This window comes from Mycolicibacterium pulveris, assembly GCF_010725725.1.
In the GTDB taxonomy this organism is placed as follows: domain Bacteria; phylum Actinomycetota; class Actinomycetes; order Mycobacteriales; family Mycobacteriaceae; genus Mycobacterium; species Mycobacterium pulveris.
Genome location: NZ_AP022599.1, coordinates 2,076,140 through 2,096,968, shown reverse-complemented (window position 1 = coordinate 2,096,968; position 20,829 = coordinate 2,076,140). Strand labels below are relative to the sequence as shown.

7 protein-coding genes and 1 pseudogene are annotated in these 20,829 nt (G+C 68.1%); 5 read left to right on the top strand and 3 right to left on the bottom strand.

Annotated elements, in window-relative coordinates:
• Positions 1-25 precede the first annotated feature (25 nt).
• The 3 genes from G6N28_RS10120 (at position 26) to G6N28_RS10110 (ending at position 3,663) form a co-directional block, all read left to right on the top strand.
• On the top strand, positions 26-1,324 hold the full coding sequence (locus G6N28_RS10120; RefSeq protein WP_163899905.1) for an acetyl-CoA C-acetyltransferase: 1,299 nt from the start codon (positions 26-28) through the stop codon (positions 1,322-1,324).
• A 414-nt stretch (positions 1,325-1,738) separates the two neighbouring features.
• On the top strand, positions 1,739-3,019 hold the full coding sequence (locus tag G6N28_RS10115) for a sensor histidine kinase (protein WP_163906071.1): 1,281 nt from the start codon (positions 1,739-1,741) through the stop codon (positions 3,017-3,019).
• Positions 3,016-3,663, top strand: a complete 648-nt coding sequence (locus tag G6N28_RS10110) for a response regulator transcription factor (protein WP_163899903.1) — start codon at positions 3,016-3,018, stop codon at positions 3,661-3,663. The genes G6N28_RS10115 and G6N28_RS10110 overlap by 4 nt, the downstream gene beginning before the upstream one ends.
• A gap of 10 nt (positions 3,664-3,673) precedes the next feature.
• On the opposite strand, the gene G6N28_RS10105 is transcribed toward G6N28_RS10110, so the two are convergent.
• Positions 3,674-4,804 carry a lytic transglycosylase domain-containing protein gene (locus G6N28_RS10105; RefSeq protein ID WP_163899901.1) on the bottom strand — a complete coding sequence of 377 codons (1,131 nt, stop codon included), beginning with the start codon at positions 4,802-4,804 and terminating at the stop codon, positions 3,674-3,676.
• 202 nt (positions 4,805-5,006) lie between these two features.
• Positions 5,007-6,842, bottom strand: coding sequence for an acyl-CoA dehydrogenase (locus G6N28_RS10100; RefSeq protein ID WP_163899899.1), 1,836 nt, complete (start codon positions 6,840-6,842; stop codon positions 5,007-5,009).
• 239 nt (positions 6,843-7,081) lie between these two features.
• Here G6N28_RS10100 and G6N28_RS10095 point away from each other — a divergent pair.
• A pseudogene (locus tag G6N28_RS10095) lies at positions 7,082-8,158 on the top strand (NAD(P)H-dependent amine dehydrogenase family protein); the annotation flags it as partial.
• On the opposite strand, the gene G6N28_RS10090 reads toward G6N28_RS10095, so the two are convergent.
• Positions 8,092-19,146, bottom strand: a complete 11,055-nt coding sequence (locus tag G6N28_RS10090; protein ID WP_179962051.1) for a type I polyketide synthase — start codon at positions 19,144-19,146, stop codon at positions 8,092-8,094. The pseudogene G6N28_RS10095 and the gene G6N28_RS10090 sit on opposite strands and share 67 nt — an antisense overlap.
• A 221-nt stretch (positions 19,147-19,367) precedes the next feature.
• Here G6N28_RS10090 and G6N28_RS10085 point away from each other — a divergent pair, with 221 nt between their 5' ends.
• A complete protein-coding gene (locus tag G6N28_RS10085; RefSeq protein WP_163906069.1) occupies positions 19,368-20,789 on the top strand; it encodes a condensation domain-containing protein in 1,422 nt (473 codons plus the stop codon).
• Positions 20,790-20,829: the final 40 nt, after the last annotated feature.

Genomic DNA, 20,829 nt, shown 5'->3' with positions numbered 1-20,829 from the left:
TAAGAAGGGTGGGTACTATGGGTTCATGGCTAGTGATACCCACCGGCGGGTCGCCATTCTCGGCGGCAACCGAATTCCCTTCGCCCGATCGGACGGCGCGTACGCGAACGCCTCCAACCAGGACATGTTCACCGCGGCGCTGGGTGGGCTGATCGACCGGTTCAACCTCGCCGGCGAGAAACTCGGCGCTGTGATCGGTGGCGCCGTGCTCAAGCACAGCCGCGACTTCAACCTGATGCGGGAATGCGTGCTCGGCAGCGCGCTGTCGTCCTACACCCCCGCGTTCGACCTGCAACAGGCCTGCGGCACCGGGCTGCAGGCCGCGATCGCGGCGGCCGACGGCATCGCCGCCGGGCGCTACGACGTCGCCGCGGCCGGGGGCGTCGACACCACCTCCGACGCGCCGATCGCGTTCGGCAACGACCTGCGGCGGGTGCTGCTGGGGCTGCGCCGGTCCAAGTCCAACCTCGAGCGGCTCAAGCTGGTCGGCAAACTACCCGCCTCGATCGGCGTGGAAATCCCGGTCAACAGCGAACCGCGCACCGGCATGTCGATGGGCGAGCACGCCGCCGTCACCGCCAAGGAGATGGGGATCAAGCGCACCGACCAGGATGAGCTCGCCGCGGCCAGCCACCGCAACATGGCCGCCGCCTACGACCTCGGCTTCTTCGACGACCTGGTCACCCCGTTTCTGGGGCTGTACCGCGACAACAACCTCAGGCCCGATTCGTCTGCGGAAAAGCTCGCCAAGCTCAAACCGGTGTTCGGCGCCAAGGCGGGCGACGCGACGATGACCGCGGGCAACTCGACGCCGCTTACCGACGGCGCGTCGGTCGCGCTGCTCGCGACGCCGGAGTGGGCCGCCGAGCGCGGCATCGAGCCGCTGGCCTACTGGGTCGACGCTGAGACCGCGGCGGTCGACTACGTCAACGGTCGCGACGGCCTGTTGATGGCGCCGACCTATGCGGTGCCGCGGCTGTTGGCCCGAAACAACTTGTCGCTGCAAGACTTTGACTTCTACGAGATCCACGAGGCGTTCGCGTCAGTGGTGCTCGCGCACCTGCAGGCCTGGGAGTCCGAGGAGTACTGCAAGGAGCGGCTCGGCCTGGACAAGGCGCTGGGCAGCATCGATCGCTCGAAGCTCAACGTCAACGGCTCCTCGATCGCCGCGGGCCATCCCTTCGCCGCCACCGGCGGGCGCATCGTCGCGCAGATGGCCAAGCAGCTGAGCGAGAAGAAGAAGGAGACCGGCCAACCGGTGCGCGGGCTGATCTCGATCTGTGCCGCCGGTGGCCAGGGCGTCGCCGCCATCCTCGAGGCTTGACGGGCCAGAAGATTTTTTTCGTGGGGTTGTAACGGTCCGGTCGGGTCCATCGATAGTCCTGGTAGCTCCGTATTGCTGTCTGACCCCCCGACCCGATGGCAGTACGGAGCTCTTAATTTGACGCCCTGCTTCAGCGTGCACGACGGCCGGAAAAGACCTCTGGTGCGATGCCAGACGGAGGCGTACGATCGACCGCACGACGGGTTCGGGAGTGACTGATCCGAAGAGCCGGCAAGGGTTGAAAGCCGGTCGCGCGAGACTAAGAGCGGCGCACCTGAATGTCCTCCCGAACCCGCCCTTTTTTGTGCGACGGGTTTGTGCGGCGGTCTGTGCGACGGCGGTGCGACGGTGCGGCTGGCCACACCCCAGATCGGCCGGGCAGCACCATCGAACCGCCCGCCGACCTCGACCACCATGGTTCACGTGACAACGACAACCGCCGCCTCACCTGACTGGACACGCACGTTGCTCGCCCCACTACGAGCGCCTGCCTGGCGGGCCTACTTGTACTTCGTGCTGATCAGCGTGCTCGCGGTCATCGCGGTGGCGTTCCTCTTCGCCGCCGGTATGGCCTCGGGACTGCTGATCGTCACGCTGGTCGGAATACCGTTGCTCGCCGTCGTGGTGATGAGCGGGCGCGCGTGGAACCGGCTGTATCGCTCACTCGCCCGCATGATCGACGTCGACATCGACGTCCCGCCCCGGTTCCCCAGGCCCCGGGGCCGACTGCACACCGTCGTCGCGGCCCTCACGGACGCGGTGGGCTGGCGCAGCCTCGGCTTCCTCGCGGGGCAGGCCGTCCTCATGACGCCCCTCGGCTACGTCGTGATCCTCGGGGTGGTCGTCTCGGCGGCGCTGGTGGCTTCGCCGGTGGTGTGGCTGGTGCTCGGTGAACCGTTCGTCACGCTGGGACAGCCCGTCGATTCGCTGAACATCTACCTCTTGTTCTCGGTCGGGGGTGTGCTCGGGCTCTACGCGTTGGGCTGGGTCATGATCGGCCTCAGCCGCGCGCATGTGCTGCTCGCCCGTGCCCTGCTGGGACCGACCGACCGGGAGCGTCGGGTGCTGCAATTGGAGCGGAACCGCGCGGAGGTCGTCGACGACTCCGCCACCACCTTGCAGCGGGTCGAACGCGATCTGCACGACGGCACCCAAGCGCGGTTGATCACCGTCGCGATGGCCTTGGCCCGTGCGGACGAACACCTCGCGTCGGCTGACTTCAGCGGCGCTCGCGAACTGGTCGCCGACGCCCTGGCGAACACCAAGGACACGCTGACGGAACTTCGCGACCTGGTTCGCGGAATCCGCCCACCCGCTTTGGATCTGGGGCTGGGCCCGGCGGTGCAGACGCTGGCGGCACGCAACGTGATCCCCGTCGACGTCTCGGTGGACCTGCCGGTGCGGCCGTCCATCGGGGTGGAGACCATGGCGTACTTCTGCGTCGCGGAGCTGCTCGCCAATGTGTCGCGGCACTCGGGCGCCGACCGCGCCGCCGTGACGATGCACAGCGACGACAGCGACCTACGAATCACCGTAGAAGACAACGGCGCCGGCGGTGTGCAGGAGGGCAACGGGTCCGGGTTGACCGGCCTGAGGGCACGGCTGGCGATGCTGGACGGGACGCTGGACATCGACAGCCCGGCCGGCGGGCCGACGACCATCACCGTGGTGGTCCCCACCGGAGCCCGGCCGTGACGCGGCTCGTCATCGCCGAGGACAGCGTGATCCTGCGCGACGGCATGGCTCAACTGCTCACCGAGCGGGGCCACCAGGTGGTGGCCAGGGTGGGAACCGCCGACGATCTCACGCGGGCGGTGGCCACGCACCGGCCGGACGTTGCGATCATCGACATCCGGATGCCGCCCACCTTCACCGACGAGGGTCTGGTCGCCGCGGTGTCGCTGCGCCGGGCGAAGCCCGACGTCGGGTTGATGGTCTTCTCCCAATGGGTGGAGACGCGCTATGCGACCGAGCTGCTCGCCGGCAACCCGGCAGGCGTCGGGTATCTGCTCAAGGACCGTGTCACCGATGTCGGCGAGTTCGACGCCGCGCTGCGCCGGGTGGCCGACGGCGGCACCGCGCTCGACCCGGAGGTGGTACGTCAACTGATGGGCAGCAGCCGAGACAAGTCCGCGTTGGACCGCCTGACCCCGCGCGAGCACGAGGTGTTGGCGCTGATGGCCGAAGGACACTCCAACAGCGGTTTGGCACAACAGCTCTCGATCACCGAACGCGCCGTCGAAAAGCACGTCTCGGCGGTCTTCGCCAAGCTCGACCTGCCGCCCACCCCGACCCACCATCGGCGCGTGCTGGCCGTGGTGGCCTACCTCAACGCTTGACGGGCTGAGGCTATCCGGTGTCGCGGGCCCCGCCGGTGCGGCCGTTGCCGATCTTGACTCGCGGTGTCGAAGAGCTGCCCGCGTCGCTGCTCGTCGCGGAGCGGCTGGTTCCACTGCGAACACCGCCGGGTGAGCTGGTGGGCCGCGATTCGCTGGATTCGGTGAAGGAAGAATCCGATCGGCTGTTCGACGTGCCGGACAGGCGCCTCGGCGCGCGGTAGGTGGCCGGTTCGTCCGCCGTCTCCTCCACAGCGATCTGCGGCGCGGCCGAGCGGTTGTCGACCGCGCGGGTCACCGAGTTGGTGCCGCCGTAGGACCGTTTCGGCCCGGTGATCGGCGGCAGGTTCACCGGCGGGGTCCCGGTGGCGTACCCCTCGGCCCAGCCGAGCACGTTCAGGGTGTAGGCCATCGAGTTGTTGTAGCGCATCACCGCGGAAATCAATTGGGACCGATCGCGAAGGTTCAGGCCGCCGCTGCACAGATAGTTGGCCGCGGCCAGGGTGGAGTCGAAGAGGTTCTGCGGGTCGGCGTTGCCGTCGCCGTCCCCGTCGGAGGCGAAGAGCGTCCAGGTGCTGGGCAGGAACTGCATCGGTCCCATCGCGCGGGCGTAGACCGTGCGCCCGTTGGACCGGCCCGCGACGATGATCTCGTTGCCGGGCAGCGAGCCGTCGAGTGTCGGGCCGAAGATCGGGTCGACGGCCGTGCCGCGGTCGTCGGTCTTACCGCCGAATGCGTGCCGCGATTCGATCTGCCCGATGCCAGCCAGCAGGTTCCAGGAGACACCGCAGCCCGGCATGGCTCGAGCCATCACGCCGTCGGCGTTCTGATAGGCCTTCAGCGCGAGCGGGGGAATGTGCACGACGCCGGGCGCGCTGACGGCGGCGGGTGGCGGCGGCCCGACCACGTGCGACACACCGACCGGCGAGCCTGCCGACGGCACCGCGGCCAAGGAGCCGTCCGTGATCGTCGGCTGCGGCGCGACGGCAGCCAACGGCTGCACCCCCGGGTTGTCGTTGATCGCGACGATCAGGCTCGGCGCGGTGGCGACCGCACTGGTCAGCACCATCCGGGCGATCACATCCACCCCGGCGGCCGCCGGCGTGCGGGCGGCTTGACTGAGACGGCGGCGGACCCGTGCCATGACCGTGCGAGCCCTTGCGTTGCCCCCTGTCAGCACTGACCTCGTCCTCGTCGTCGCGGCAATGGACCGGCCGAGCGGCCCGCGCGCCGCTGCCGGCGGTACCAATCATAGGTTCCGGCGGTCCTCAGTGGTTCACGCGCAACGCAAATGGCCCCCGGGAAGAGACCGGGGGCCATTTGGTGCGAAGCGGCGCAGGAATTCTCTAGAAGGCCGCCTCGTCCAGTTCCATCACATCGTTGTCGAGGTTCTCGATGATGTGGCGGGTGCTGGTCAGCATCGGCAGGAAGTTCTTCGCGAAGAACGACGCCACCGCGACCTTACCCTCGTAGAAGGCACGATCGTCGCCCTCGGCGCCTGCGTCGAGCTTGTCGATCGCCACCGCCGCGTGCTGCTGCAGCAGCCAGCCGATGACCAGGTCGCCGACGCTCATCAGGAAGCGCACCGACCCCAGGCCGACCTTGTACAGCTCGGTCGGGTTCTCCTGTGCGGCCATCAGATAACCGGTGAGCGAGGCGGCCATTGCCTGGACGTCCTCGAGCGCGGTCGCCAGCAGCTTGCGCTCGGCCTTCAGCCGGCCGTTACCCGACTCGTTCTTGATGAACTGCTCGATCTGCCCGGAGATGTGGGTCAGGGCCACACCCTTGTCGCGGACGATCTTGCGGAAGAAGAAGTCCTGCGCCTGGATGGCCGTGGTGCCCTCATACAGCGAGTCGATCTTGGCGTCACGGATGTACTGCTCGATCGGGTAGTCCTGCAGGAAGCCCGAACCACCGAACGTCTGCAGGCTCTCGGTGAGCTTGGCGTAGGCCTGCTCGGAGCCGACACCCTTCACGATCGGCAGCATCAGGTCGTTGACCCGAACCGCCAGGTCCGCGTCGACGTCGTGTACGGCCTTGGCGACCGCCGCGTCCTGGAACGTCGCGGTGTACATGTACAGCGCGCGCAGACCCTCGGCGTAGGCCTTCTGGGTCATCAGCGAACGACGCACATCCGGGTGGTGCGTGATGGTCACGCGCGGCGCGGTCTTGTCCGTCATCTGTGTCATGTCCGCGCCCTGCACCCGCTCCTTGGCGTACTCGAGCGCGTTCAGGTAACCCGTCGACAGCGTGGCAATCGCCTTGGTACCGACCATCATTCGCGCCTGCTCGATCACCTCGAACATCTGCGCGATGCCGTCGTGCACCTCGCCGACCAGCCAGCCCTTGGCGGGCACGCCGTGCTGACCGAACGCCAACTCACAGGTGGCCGAGACCTTCAGGCCCATCTTGTGCTCGACGTTGGTGACGAAGACTCCGTTGCGCTCACCGAGCTCGCCGGTCTCCGGGTCGAAGTGGAACTTGGGGACGAAGAACAGCGACAGCCCCTTGGTGCCCGGGCCTGCGCCCTCGGGGCGGGCCAGCACCAGGTGCATGATGTTCTCGAACAGATCATCGGAGTCGCCCGAGGTGATGAACCGCTTCACACCGTCGATGTGCCAGGTGCCGTCGGGCTGCTGGACGGCCTTGGTGCGGCCGGCGCCGACGTCGGAGCCCGCATCGGGCTCGGTCAGCACCATGGTGGCGCCCCAGTTGCGCTCGGCGGCCAGCTGGGCCCACTTCTTCTGTTCCTCGGTGCCGAGGTTGTAGAAGATCTGGGCCATGCCCGGACCCATCGCGTACATGTACGCGGCGGGGTTGGCGCCGAGGATGTGCTCGACCAGCGCCCACTGCAGCGCACGGGGCATCGGCATACCGCCGAGCTCCTCGCTGATCCCGGCCTTGTCCCAGCCGGCCTCCATCAATGCGCGCATCGACTTCTTGAACGACTCCGGCAGCTTCACCGAATGGGTTTCGGGGTCGAACACCGGGGGATTGCGGTCCGCGTCGGCGAACGACTCGGCGATCGGCCCCTCGGCCAGTCGAGCCATCTCGGCCAGCATCTCGCGGGCGGTGTCGACGTCCAGCTCGGAGTAGTCGCCTTCACCGAAGGCCTTGTCCACGCCGTATACCTCGAACAGGTTGAACTCCTGATCGCGGACGTTGCTCTTGTAGTGGCTCACGGTTCCTCCTCATCGAGACGGCCACCCTGCGGTTGGGTACTCAATCGCTAAGTTACCCACCAGTAACTGGCCAAAACTATACCGCTCGGTAACTTCAACACAAAGCGGGTGTGAGCTATTTCAATCGGCTAGCCATCGCGGCCCGCGCCGCCGACCGTAAAAGCCCAGTTGACACGTGTCTTACCTGCGGCTTTTCGGATCTGTGACGATGATCACCGGCGTCTCGCTAGGGTGTCCGGGTGCAGCGTGTCGCGGTGTGGGGAACGGGAAACATGGGCTCGGCGGCGATCAGGTCCGCGGTGGCGTTTCCGGGGTTACAGCTCTCGGGCGTCATCACCTCGTCGCCGGACAAGCACGGGCGAGACGCGGCCACCTTCGCCGACCTCGACCACTCCACGGGCGTCACCGCCACGACCGACGTCGACACTGCGTTGGCGGCCTGCGACGCGGTCGCGTACATGGCTTCCGGCGATATCCGGCCCGAGGAGGCCGTCGCCGACATCGAACGGTGCCTGCGCGCGGGCAAGCACGTGGTGACGCCGTCGCTGTACTCGCTCTACGACCCGCGTTCGGCACCGCCGGACTGGGTCGAGCGGTTGACCAAGGCCGCGCAGGACGGCGGCTCGACGCTGTTGGTCAGCGGTGTCGACCCCGGCTGGGGCAACGACGCGCTGGCCGTGATCGCCGCCGGGCTGTGCACCCGGATTCGCACCATCCGCTGCCAGGAGATCTTCGACTACTCGACCTATGACCAGCCGCACGCGGTGAAGGTGCTCTGCGGTTTCGGCGGCCCCATGGACCAAGTGCCCATGATGCTGCTGCCGTCCATCCCGACGATGGTGTGGGGCGGCAACCTGCGGCTGATCGGACGGGGCCTCGGGCTGGAGATCGACGAGATCGAGGAAAACGTCGAACGGCGCCCGCTCGAGCGATCCGTCGACACCGTGATGGGCCGATTCGACGAGGGCACCCAGGGCGCGTTTCGGCTGGAGGTGATCGGAAAGGCGGGCGGCCGCGAGCGCGTCGTCATCGAGCACATCACCCGTATCCATCCCTCGTGCGCACCGGACTGGCCGCAACCCGATCAGGGCGCGGGCGATCACCGGGTGATCATCGACGGGGACCCGCAGCTGACGATCGTGACCCGCGCCGACGTGCCGGGCGGCTCCCGCGCCGACGGCGGCAACACCACCGCGGCCAACCGCCTGCTCGGCGCGCTCAACTGGCTGGCCGACCGGGAGCCCGGCATCTACGACGGGCTGGACGTCCCGATGCAGTCGTCGCTGCGGCCGGAGGTGGAGGCGCGGCGCTGGGCCGGCGCCTTTTCCGCGTCGGGCATCTGCGCGACCAGATATTCGGCCAACGCTCCGATCGTCGGGTAATCGAACACCGCGGTCACATCGATCGTGAACGCATCGCCGAACTGGCTGTGCAAGCGGTTGCGCAGTTCGATGGCCATCAGTGAATCCGTGCCGAGATCCAGGAACCGGCTGGTCGCCGCCGGTGGCTGCGCCAGGCGCAGGAAATTCTGCACCTCGCGCTGAAGGAACTCGGTGACGAAGCCGGCCCGCTGGCGCACCGGAATCTCCATCAGCTCCCGCAGCAACTCGCTGTCGGCGGGAGAGTCGCCGCTCGCGCTCGGCAACACCAGATCGAGCATCGGTGGCCGCAGCGCGCCCAGCATCTTCGCGGCCCGCTGCCAGTTGGCCTTGATGATTGCCGCCTGCCCGGTGCCGTTCGCGACGACTTCGGCCATCGCGCCCAGCGCGGCAGAGGGCTCCAGCGGTGTCAGGCCCTGCGCGGCGATGTTGGTGCGCGCGGCGTCCGAGGACGCCATGCCGCCCTTGCCCCATGGGCCGAAGTTGATGCCGGTGGCCGGCCGCCCTTGCGCGCGGCGTTGCGCGACCAGGCCGTCCAGCAGCGCATTGGCAGCCGCGTAGTTGGCCTGCCCCGGGGAACCGAACACGCTGGAGATCGACGACGACACGATGAAGAACTCCAAGTCGTCGTCTCTGGTCAGCCGATCCAGGTGAATGGCACCAAACGCTTTGGGTCGCAATGTCGTTCGGAAGCGCTCCACGCTTTGTTCCGACAACAACGCGTCATCGAGCACACCCGCCAGGTGGACGACCCCGCCGAGCGGCGGCAACTCCGCACGGATCCGCTCGAGCAACTCCCGCACCTGGGCCTCGTCGCCGACGTCGGACGGCAGCACGTGGACGCGGCACTTGTAGCGCTCGGTGAGCTGGCCGATCGCCTGCCGTGCTTGCGCGTCGGGTTCGCGCCTGCTGGTCAGCACGATGTCACCGGCACCGAGCTGCGCGAGGTAGGAAGCCGTGTGCAGGCCGATCGCGCCCAGCCCGCCGGTGATCAGGTAGCTCCGGTCCGGCCGCGGCTGCAGCGGCTGGGGGATCTGCAGCACGATCTTGCCGATGTGGCGCGCCTGCTGCATCCGGCGGAACGCGGCCCTGGCTTCGGTCAGCGGATAGATCTCGGCGGGCAGCGGGGTCCACTCGCCCGTGCCCAACCCCTCCGACACCTCGGCGAGCAGCCCGTGAATCCGTTGCGGGTCCTGGAAGGACACGGTGTCCAGCGCCACGATCTCGTAGGCGATGTCGGGTCGGGCCGCCGCCATCTGCTCAGGGGTCCAGATGTCGCGCTTGGCGATCTCGGCGAACCGGCCCCCCTGGGCGGTGGCGCGCACCGTCGCCTCGATGAAGCCCTCGTTGGTCAGGCTGTTGAGCACGACGTCTACGCCCGCACCGTCGGTGTCCGCCAGGATCTGGTCGGCGAAATCCGTGCTGCGCGAGTCGTAGACGTACTTGACGCCGAGCTTGCGCAGCGCCGCGCGTTTGAAGGTGCTTGCGGTCGCGAAAACGGTCGCGCCTCGTTGCTGGGCCAGCTGGATCGCGGCCAGCCCGACCCCGCCGCTGGCGGCGTGAATGAGCACCCGGTCACCGGGTTTCAGCTGCGCCCAGTCGAACGCGAGACGGGCGGTCAACGCCGCGGCGGGCAGGGTGGCGGCCTCGACCGCGCTGACCCCGTCCGGTATCGGCACGACCATCTGAGCCGGCACGTTGAATCGGCTGCAGAAGGCCCCCTGCATGAAGCCGTACACCCGCTGGCCGATCTCGAGCCCGGTGACGCCGTCGCCCACCTCGGTGACGACACCGGCGAAGTCGCCGCCGATCGGCCCGGGATCGCCCGGATAGAGGCCGAGCACGTTGAGCACGTCGCGGAAGTTCAGGCCGGCGGCCTCCACCCGCACCTGCGCGTAGCCGGCATCCGGTGGCGGCACCTCCGTCTCATGCAGCCGCAGGTTGTCGATCGAGCCGCGTTCGGTGGGCGCCAGCACGTAGTCGGTCGACGGCGGCACCGTCAGGTGCCCGCCGCGCGCCCACGGCAGCAACCGTGCGGCCTGCAGCTTTCCTTGCCGCACTGCGAGTTCGGGTTCGTTGATCGGACCGGCCAGCAGTGTGCCCAGCACCTGCACCGCCTCCGGTGATCCGTCGGTGTCGACCAGCCTGCACCGCAGCGTGGGTTCCTCGTTGAACGTGGTGCGGCCCAAGCCCCACGCCGCCGCCTGCACCGGGTCGACCGGCTCACCGGGATCGGTGGCCACCGCCCGCTCGGTGATGATCCACAGCCCGTTCGGAAGTTGTGCGCCGCGCTGCACGGCGTGCACGGCGCTGAGAAGGTTGGCGATCTCCTCCTCGACCCGCGCAGGATCGTCGGCGCCCGACTCGCCCGCAGGTGGCGGCGCGCAACGCCACACCACGCCGGAGAACGCCTCGCCCTGCTCGTAGGCCTGCGTCAGCAACTGTCCCAGGGTTGTTGGATCGGTGTCGCGGTCCAGCTCGACGCATCCGGGCAGCCCGTCGGCCAGTTCGTCGAAGCCGGCGACCAGCCAGGTCCCGTCCGGTGTCGCGCTGTCGTCGGCCGGTAGGGGTACCTCGTGCCAGCCGACGGTGTACAGCAGCCGTGACGTATCGCCGCCGAGCCCGCGCATCAGCGCCTCACGGGGCGCGCGTTTGACCGTGAACTCGCGAATTCCGCCCAGCCACCGGCCTTCTCGGTCGAGGAAATCGAGGTCGAAGACCTGAGTTTCGCCGTCAACGGCGCCCGGACGCCACTTCGAACGGCAGTAGAATCGCCGAGGCATCTTGTTCGGAAGCGTCACCTGCCCGTAGCGCAACGGCAGGAGCAGGTCGTGCATCCCCTGCTCCACCGCGAGGTGCGTGGGGAACGCCGGGAACGCGACACCTGTGCACAGGTCCAACAACACCGGGTGCATCGGCTCGGCACCGAGGTGCTGGGCCAGGTCCTCGCCGACGATGACGTCGCCGATCGCCTCACCGTCGCCGGCCCACAGCGCCTTCAGCGAGCCCGACCAGGTGGAACCCCATTCCAGTTCCATGTCGGCGAAGAAGTCGAACAGCTCCTGCGGTGGCATGCGGTTGTACCGTTCGAGCTCCTCGGTGACCGGCTGCGGTTCCTCGGTGACCGGCTCGACGCCGCTGACGACCGTGCCGTCGGCGTTCAGCGACCATTCGGCGCCGCGTTCCCCGAACGGGCGGCTGTGTACCTGGAATCGCCACTCGCTGCCGTCCTCACCCGGCTTGTCCACCGGGTGCAACGTGAGCTGCACTTCGCGGGAACTCTTCTCGGGCAGGATGATCGGCTCGTAGAAGAAGACGTTGCGTGCCCGCGCCGGCGAGCCGACCGCGGCCAGCGCCATCGCCGCATAGGTCGCGCCGGGCACGACAACGGTGCCGTAGATGACGTGGTCGGAAAGCCACGGCTGAGATTTGACCGACAGCCTGCTGGTGTAGACGGTGTCGCCGGAGGCGAGTTCTTGTGCGCTACCCAGGATTCCGGACGACGGGCCCACCGACCCGGGTACGGCGATGCTGGAGGCCTTGGGCCAGAAGCGGCGCCGCTGGAACGGATACGTAGGCAGTTCGAGGACGCGACGTGGGCCGTGATGCAGCGCGGTGAAATCGGGCACGTGGCCGGCGACGTAGGCCGAAGCCAGGGCGTCCGCGATCTGGCGGCGGTCGTCAACGCCCTTGCGCAGCGAGGCGATCGCCCGGGGCGCCGGCAGGTGTTCCGGCCAGACCTGCACCGCGGCCCCGGTCAACACCGGCTGCGGACCGATCTCCATCAACACCGAGCAGCCAAGCGCCGCCGCGGTCCGCACACTCTCGGCGAACTGCACCGGCTGGCGGGAATGCCGCCGCCAGTACTGCGCGTCGAGCGGGGTCTGACCCGTCAGCACGGCGCCGGTACGGTTGCACAGCAACGGTAGGGCCGGGGCAGCGAAGTCGAACTGCGCTGCGTACGACTCGAACTCGTCGAGCACCGGGTCGAGTAGCTCCGAGTGGAAGGCGTGGCTGGTTTCCAACCAGGTGCATCGGATCCCCTCCTCGGTGAACCGCGCGACGACCTGTTCCAGATCGTCACCGGGACCCGACAGCACGGTGTTGGGTCCGTTGTAGGCGGCGACCGAAATCCGCGGGAACTCGCGGGCGATCTCCTCGACCTGGGTGGGGTCGGCGAAGATCGCCACCATCCGTCCGCCTTCGGGAAGGCTGCCGAACATCCGGCCCCGTTCGGCGATCAGCCGTGCGCCGTCTTCGAGGCTGAACACTCCTGCGACACACGCCGCCGCATACTGGCCGACGCTGTGTCCCAGCACCACGTCCGGCTGAATGCCCCACGACTGCCACAGCCGCGCCAGGCCCATCTCCACGGCGAACAGCGCGGGTTGGGCATACGACGTGTGGCGCAACCTTTTTCCAGCTTCGCCGCCGGTCTCGCGATCGGTGGCGAACAGCACCTCGAGCAGTGGCTCCGGCAGGATCTCTTGAACCGCTTCCGCGCACCGAGTCACGGTTTCGGCGAAAACCGGTTCGGTGCGGAACAATTCGCGCGCCATCCCGGGATACTGGCTGCCTTGCCCAGTGAAGAACCACGCTGTCATCGGGCGCTCGGAGTGCTCGCCGCGCACCACACCGGGCCGGGTGCGGTTCTCGGCGACGTCGGCGAGGCAGTGGCGGGCATTCTCGATGGAATCCACCACCAGTGCGGCGCGATGCTCGAAATGTGAACGTCCCGTTCCGGCGGTCACGCACACGTCGGCGAGGTCCACATCCGGGTGGGTGCTCAGCCAGGTCTCGTATCGACGCGCCAACGCCTCCAAGGCTTCGGGTGTCCGCGCCGACAGCGGAAGCACGCGCAGGGACTTCTCGCTGTCAGGATCCGGTTCGTCGATGTCGGTACCCGGTTGGGTGGGCGCCTCTTCGATCAGCACGTGCGCGTTGGTGCCGGTGAACCCGAACGAACTCACCCCGGCGCGCCTGGCGCCGCCGTTGGTCTGCCACGGAATCGGCTCGTCCACCACCCGCACCGGCAGCGCTTCCCACGGAATGTGCGGTGACGGCTTGTCGAAGTGCAGGCTCTTCGGCAGCAACTCGTGCTGAAGGGACAACACGACTTTGATCAGACCCGCTGCCCCGGAAGCCGACTCGAGGTGGCCGATGTTGGTCTTCACCGAGCCCATGAGCAACGGCTTGTCCGGGTCACGTGATGCGCCATAGGCGGCTGCGGCGGCCTGCACCTCGATCGGGTCACCCAGCGGGGTGCCTGTTCCGTGCGCCTCGAGGTAGTCGACGTCGGCGCCTGACAAGCCGGCACGAGCCAGCGTCGTCTCGATGAGACGCTGCTGCGCGCCGCCGTTGGGCACTGTCAACCCGCTCGACGCGCCGTCCTGGTTAACCGCGCTCGCGGCGACGACGGCGCAGATCCGGTCGCCGTCGCGCACGGCGTCGCTGAGCCGCTTGAGCACCAGGATGCCGCAGCCCTCGCTGCGGACATAGCCGTCGGCGGAGGCGTCGAACGTCTTGCAACGCCCCGCGGGGGAGAGCATCCTGGCCCGCGATGCGGCGACGGAGGTGACCGGGCTCAGCAGGACGTTCACCCCGCCGGCCACGGCCAGATCGCAGTCACCGGCCTGCAATGCCTGGCGGGCCTGGTGCACGGCCACCAGCGCCGAGCTGCACGCGGTGTCCACCGCGACCGCGGGACCTTCGAATCCCAACGCGAAGGCGACCCGGCCGGGCACGGCATTGAGCGCGTTGCCGGTGATGAAGTGCGGTTCGATCTTGTCGATCGACTCGCCCGACAACAGGTGTGCGTACTCGTTGGCGGCCACCCCCGTGAAGATGCCGGTTCGGCTGCCGCGCAAGGCCGCTGGCGCGTACCCGGCTCGTTCGAGACCCTCCCACACCGTTTCGAGCATCAGCCGCTGCTGCGGCTCGATCCAGACGGCCTCCCGCGGGGAGATGCCGAAGAACTCGGGATCGAACTCGTCGACCGCGTCGAGGAACCCGCCGAACCGCGTGTAGGTCTTGCCCGGGGCATCCGGGTCCGGGTCGTAGAACTCGTCGACGTCGAACCGGTCCTCGGGGATCTCCTGGATCGCGTCGATTCCGCGGGAAAGCAGCTCCCAGAACGCTTCCGGGTTGGGTGCGCCGGGGAACCGGCAGGACACGGCGATGACCGCGATCGGTTCCTCGGTGCGCGTCGCCTGCGCGGACGCCCGCTGCGGCGTTGGGTCGGCGGCCTCGGCGAGGCCGAGCACGTCGCCGAGCAGGTAGTCGGCCGCGTCGGACAGCCGGGGATGATCCATCACCAGGGTGACCGGTATCTCCTTGCCGACGCCGTGTTCAATGCGGCGCCGCAACTCGACGGCCATCAGCGAATCCATGCCGAGGTCGAAAAACCCGGCGTCCTCCCGGATCTCGGCGGCATCCATCCGCGTCACCTCGGCGACGGCGTCACGCAGGTAGTTGGTGACCAGCCTCTTGCGCTGTTGCACGGGGGCCGCCGCGAGCTGCTCGACGAGCTGGGTCTGCTGCGAGGACGTGGCGCTCGCCGACACGGTCGACGGCTGGATGGGCACCTCGCGCTCCAGCTCGGCCAGGAAGGCGCGACGACCGGCCTGCTGATACAGCGGAAGGAAAGTGGCCCAGTCGATTCGGGCCACCACCGATTGGCCGGGGGCCGACGGCTGCCCGGCCACGACCTCGGCGAGGCCCGCCAGCGCGTCGGCGGGCGACAACGTCTTGACCCCGCGCTGATCCAGACGGGCCCGCGATTCCGCATCGGCCATGCCGGCGGCCCACGGGCCGAAGTTGAGGCTGGTCGCCGGCGCGCCCTGGGCGCGCATCCGCAAGGCCAGCCCGTCGAGGAAGGCGTTCGCCGCCGCGTAGGCGGTCTGACCGTAGCCACCCCACACCGAGGCGATCGAGGAGGTGCTGACGAAGAAGTCGAGCTGCAGATCTGCCGCCGCTTCGCTCAGATGCCAGGCGCCCCAGACCTTTCCGGCGAACACGCGATCGACCTCGGCGTCGCTCATGCTGCTCAGCGGAGTGGTGGCGAGCTCACCGGCGGCGTGCACGATGCCGGCCAACGACGGCAGTTCGGCACCCACCCGTGCCAACAACCGTGCGGTGTCGTGAGCGTCCGCGACGTCGGCGGTCATGACATGGATCTGGCAGCCGTGCTGCTTGGCCAGCACATCGATGCGCTGTTGGACAGGCTCGCCGGGCGCGCGCCGGCTGGTCAGCACCAGCTGCTTGGCTCCGTGTGCTGCCAGGTGTCCGGCGATCTCCAGCCCGAGCGAGCCCAGCCCGCCGGTCACCAGATAGGTGGCGTCGGCGCGAAGTCGCAGTGGGGTGGAGGTGAATGACGACTCCCGCCGAACGAGCCGTGGGACATAGACGCCTTGGTCGCGCAGCGCGAGCTGGTCTTCGACCGGGCCGGCGTCGCGCGGCGGGGCGATCCGGTCGATGAGCCGGGACCATTCGTCGGCGCTGCCGTCCGCCAGGTCGGCCAGCCCGCCCCACACCTGCGGAAGTTCCAGCGACGCGGCACGGCCGAAACCCCACAGGCAACTTTGATCCGGCGCGACGGTGTCCGCGTCGGTGACGCGTTGGGCGCCACGCGTGACCACCCAGATCGGCGCCCTGAGTTCGGCGGCGGCCACGGCGTTGAAGAGCCGCCGGGTTCCGCCGAGGACGCGGTGTTGCATCCGCAGCAGGGACCGCATCGAGGTGGTGGCGGCCGGGTCCGCGTCGAGGGCCGCGACGTGCACGATCCGCAGATCGGCTCCGGCTGCGGACTCGGCTCGGGTGGCACCGCGCAGCAGGTCGGTGAGCTCGGCCTCGTCCGCGTCGGACTTCGGCAGGCCGATGACTCGGTGCTGGTGGCCCCTGGCGGCCAAGGCGTCCACCAACGGCGTGACCGCGTCGGTGTGGTCGCCGACGAGGATCCAGGTCGGCGCGGTGCCGTCCTCCGCCGCGGAAGGTGGGCGTTCGACGGCTTTCTCCCAGCGGATCTCGTAGCGGTCGTCGGTGATGGACGGCGTCGTGACGGGTGCGTCGTGCTGGGCGGCCAGCTTGGCCAGCACGTCGAGGGTCTGCTGGTTGCCGCTGTCTCCGTCGAGGAGCGTGGCGAGCTCTTCTATCCGGCCGTCCTCCAGGAGGCGTAGCACTTGGCTGCGCGCGGTGGATCGCTGTGCTGCGGCCGCCTGGTCACGGTCGGCGGGAGAGTTGTCCGAGAACCAGTACCGCCGGTGCTCGAACGGATAGGTGGGCAGGTCGACCTTGCGGGCATCGGCGTCCTTGAACGCGCCGAAATCCGGCAGGTGGCCAAGGACGTAGGCCTCGGCGAGGGCCTCGGTGATCTGCCGGTGGTCGGCGGTGTTTCGGCGCAGCGATGCGATGGCCCGCGGTGCGTTGCCCGGATCGGGCCAGCTCGCCAGGGCGGCGGCGGTGAGCACCGGGCGGGGTCCGATCTCGAGTAGCAGCTTGCAGTTCAGGTCCGCGAGTGTCTGCACGCTCTTGGCGAACTCGACCGGTTGCCGCGCATGCCTGCGCCAGTAGGCACCGTCGAGCTGCACGCTCCTGCCGACCGTGGTGCCGGTGCGGTTGTCTATCAAGATCAGTTCCGGCCTGTTGAAGGCGAACCGATTCGCATATGACTCGAACTCGTCGAGGACCGGATCCAGCATCGCCGAGTGGAATGCGTGGCTGGTGTCCAGCCAGTCACACCGGACATTGTCGGCCTCGAGACCGGCTACCGCCTTCTCCAGATCCTCAACGGGTCCGGACAACACGGTGTTGGCGCCGTTGTAGGCGGCGACCGACAAACTCGGGAATTCGTCGGTCAGGCGCTCGACGCGCTCGGCCGCGGTGAAGACCGCGACCATTCGTCCGGCGTCCGCGGGCAGGCGGCCGAAGAGGCGACCACGTTCGGCCATCAGCAGCATGCCGTCCTCGAGCGCGAAAACCCCCGCGACGCAGGCCGCCGAATACTGCCCGACGCTGTGGCCCAGCACCACGTCGGGTTCGAAGCCCCACGACTGCCAGAGGTGGGCCAGACCGAGCTCCACGGCGAACAGCGCCGGCTGAGCATAAGAGGTCAGCCGAAGCACCTCTTCGCTCTCGGCGCTGTCCACGTCGAAGATGACGTCGAGCAGCGGCCGTTCGAGTACGTCGGCGACCACGGCCGCGCAGCGGTCCAGGGTCTCGGCGAACACCGGTTCGGTGTCATACAGCTCACGGGCCATGCCCGGGTACTGGCTGCCCTGACCAGAGAACAGCCACGCCGTCTTGGGCGCCTCGTGCGCTTCGCCGCGGATCAACCCTGGTCCCGGGCGGTCGTCGGCGAGCGCGCCGAGAAGCTCGGTGGCGGATTCGCGCGAATTGACCACCAAGGCCGCCCGGTACTCCAGGTGGGCTCGTCCGGTGCCCGCGGTCGCGCATACGTCGGCCACGGTGGCCTCCGGGTGGGCGGTCAACCAGCCGCGGTATCGATCCGCCAACTCAACCAGCGCGCTGGGGGTCTTCGCGGACAACGGAAGAAGGTGGCACCTGCGGTCTGGGCGGGCCGGATGCGGCGCGGCAGACACCGGAAGCGCCGGGGGGGCTTCCGCGAGGACGACGTGCGCGTTCGTCCCGGCGAAGCCGAAGGAGCTGACGCCCGCGATGCGGGGCCGCTCGCCGCGTTTCCAGGCGGTGGCCTCCCTGACCACCTCAACCGGAAGCCGGTCCCAGGGGATGTGCGGCGAGGGGGTTTCGAAGTTGAGATGTTTGGGCAGGGTCTCGTGTTCGAGCGCGAGGATGACCTTGATGATGCCCGCGATCCCGGCGGCGGCCTCCAGGTGACCGATGTTCGTCTTCGCCGAGCCGATCAGAAGGGGCCGGCCGGGGTCTCGACCGTCGCCCAGCACCGCACCAGCGGCCTGGACTTCGATCGGGTCACCCAGCGACGTCCCGGTGCCGTGTGCCTCCAGGTATGCGACGTCGCCGGGTCGCAGCCCGGCCCGCTTGAGCGCGTCGGCGATCACCCGCTGCTGGGCCACGCCGTTGGGCACCGTCAACCCGCCCGATGCACCGTCCTGGTTGACCGCGCTGCCGCGGATCACCGCGCGGATGTGATCCCCGTCGCGCAGCGCATCCGCGAGGCGCCTGACGACTATGACCCCGCAGCCCTCACCCCGCACGTAACCGTCCGCGGCGGCGTCGAATGTCTTGCACCGGCCATCGGGGGCGAGCATGTGCGCGCTGGAGAAGGTGATCATGGTCGCCGGGGTGAGTAGCACGTTCGCCCCGCCGGCGAGCGCGACGTCGCATTCGCCCATGCGCAGCGCTTGGCACGCCTGATGGATCGCCACCAGCGACGAGCTGCACGCGGTGTCGACGGCGAACGACGGCCCCTGCAGTCCCAGGCGGTAGCTGATCCGGCCCGCCGCGGCCGCGTTCGACGTCCCGATCGCCATATACGGTTCGATCTCGGGAAATGTCAGCTCGTCAGAAACCATTCCCAGGTAGTCGTGGGTGGCCAGCCCGACGAACACCCCGGCGTTGGTGTTGGCCAGCGCCGTCGGCGCGATGCCCGCATGCTCCAATGCCTGCCACGACGTCTCCAGCAACAGGCGGTGCTGGGGGTCCATCCACCTGGCTTCGCGCGTCGACATGCCGAAGAACGGCGCGTCGAACCCCGTCACGTCGTCGATGAAGCCGGCCCGCCGGGTCACGACCTTGCCGGGGGCTCCCGGTTCCCGGTCGTAGAATTCCTCGGCGTTCCAGCGGTCCTTCGGCACCTCCGAGATCGCCTCGCGACCCTCCCGAAGCAAACTCCAGAACTCGTCGGCGTCTCGGGCACCGGGAAAGCGTGCTGCGTAGCCGACGATCGCGAAGCGATCGCCCGCCTCGTCTGGATGTGCCACGGAAACCACCGTTGCTGTCCTCCCGTTGACATGGCCCAGACCCCCCCTGGACATATGCCGCATTCGTCAAAAACCCGTGCCCCCGCAGACTAGGGCATCTGGATGTGGGGCATGCTTGTATCCCCGACGACATCGATTCTGCTGGGCACGACGGTCTGCGCAAGTATGTTGTCCGGCAACGGCTGATGCCGGATCGGGTACTCGGCAGAAGCGGTATGGAGGAAACGCGTTTGCAAATCGGCAAGATCACGATCGGTGCGCTCGAAGAATGGTCGTTGAAGCCGGGCGTGGTGACCTCATGGCATCCGACGCCCGCGGCCGTCGAGACGGCGCGCCAGGCCCCGGTCAGCTCGGTCCCGGTCAGCTATATGCAGGGTCAGCATCTTCGCAATTACCACGAGCGAACCGCCGCCGGGCTGAGTTTCTCCCGGCAAATCATCGCGAGCTGCGAATTGGACGGCCAGTGCGATATTGCGGCCATGAACCACGCTGTCAACGCATATCTTCGTCGGCACGACACCTTCCGCAGCTGGTTCGAACACATCGGTGACGGCAAATTCGTCCGGCACACGCTTGAGGATCCGGCCGACATCGAATTCGTTCCGGTCGACCACGGAAGCATGACGATCGACGAGATTCGCGCCCATGTCGTCGCTATCCCAACTCCGTTGGAGTGGGGCTGCTTCACATTCGGAATCGTCCAAACCGAAGACAATTTCACGTTCTTCGCGGCCATGGACCACGTGCACGGGGACGCGACATTGATCGGCACCACGATGCTGGAGGCCAACGGAACGTATTCGGCGTTGAGTTCCGGGGGCGAGCCGCTTGCGCTTCCCGAAGCGGGTAGCTACGACGACTTCTGTATCCGTGAGCGCGAGCGCACGGCGCACTTGACCCTCGATGAACCCGAGGTCCAGGGATGGCTCGACTTCGCTGAAAGCAACGGCGGTGGCTTCCCGGAATTCCCGCTGCCGCTTGGCGACCCGCTCGAGGCGACCCGCAGCGAGATGACCACTCACGTCCTGATGAACGATGCGCAGACGGAGCGCTTCGAGTCCGCTTGCGCGGCGGCGGGCGCCCGATTCGTCGGGGGATTGTTCGCCTGCCTCGCCCAGGTCGAACACGAGCTGACCGGTGCGCTGACGTATCACGGGCTCACACCGCGGGACTCCCGTTCTGCCACCGACAATTTCATGACACAGGGCTGGTTCACCGGTTTGATTCCGATCACCGTGCCCATTGGGGCGTCTTCATTCGGCGACGCCGCGTGGACAGCTCAGAATTCATTCGATTCGAATCTGAATATGGCCAAGGTGCCGTACTACCGGGTGTTGGAGTTGGCGCCCTGGTTGAGTTGGCCGCGTCCGAATTTCCCGGTGTCGAATTTCTTTCACGCCGGTGCCGCGCCGCTGAACGCGGTGCTCGCGGCGGTGGAGATGGGGGCCACGGACAACATCGGGATCTATCCGGATGGCCGTTATTCGTATCAGCTGACCATTTACATATTCCGGTATGGCGAAGGCACGGTCATGGCGATCATGCATCCCGACAATCCGGTCGCCGCAAAGTCGGTCGGTCGGTATATGACGACCATGAAGTCCGTGTGCGGGTTGGTCGCCGACAGCGGGCACTGGGGGCGTGTCGCATAGCGTGGATCGAGGTAATGGCCTTGCGTTGGTGAGGGCCGTG

What these genes read in the sequence shown, in the direction of transcription:
- G6N28_RS10120 (WP_163899905.1), top strand. Translation starts at nt 26, where the DNA reads ATGGCTAGTGATACCCACCGGCGGGTCGCCATTCTCGGCGGCAACCGA.
- G6N28_RS10115 (WP_163906071.1), top strand. Translation starts at nt 1,739, where the DNA reads ATGGTTCACGTGACAACGACAACCGCCGCCTCACCTGACTGGACACGC.
- G6N28_RS10105 (WP_163899901.1), bottom strand. Translation starts at nt 4,804, where the DNA reads ATGGCACGGGTCCGCCGCCGTCTCAGTCAAGCCGCCCGCACGCCGGCG.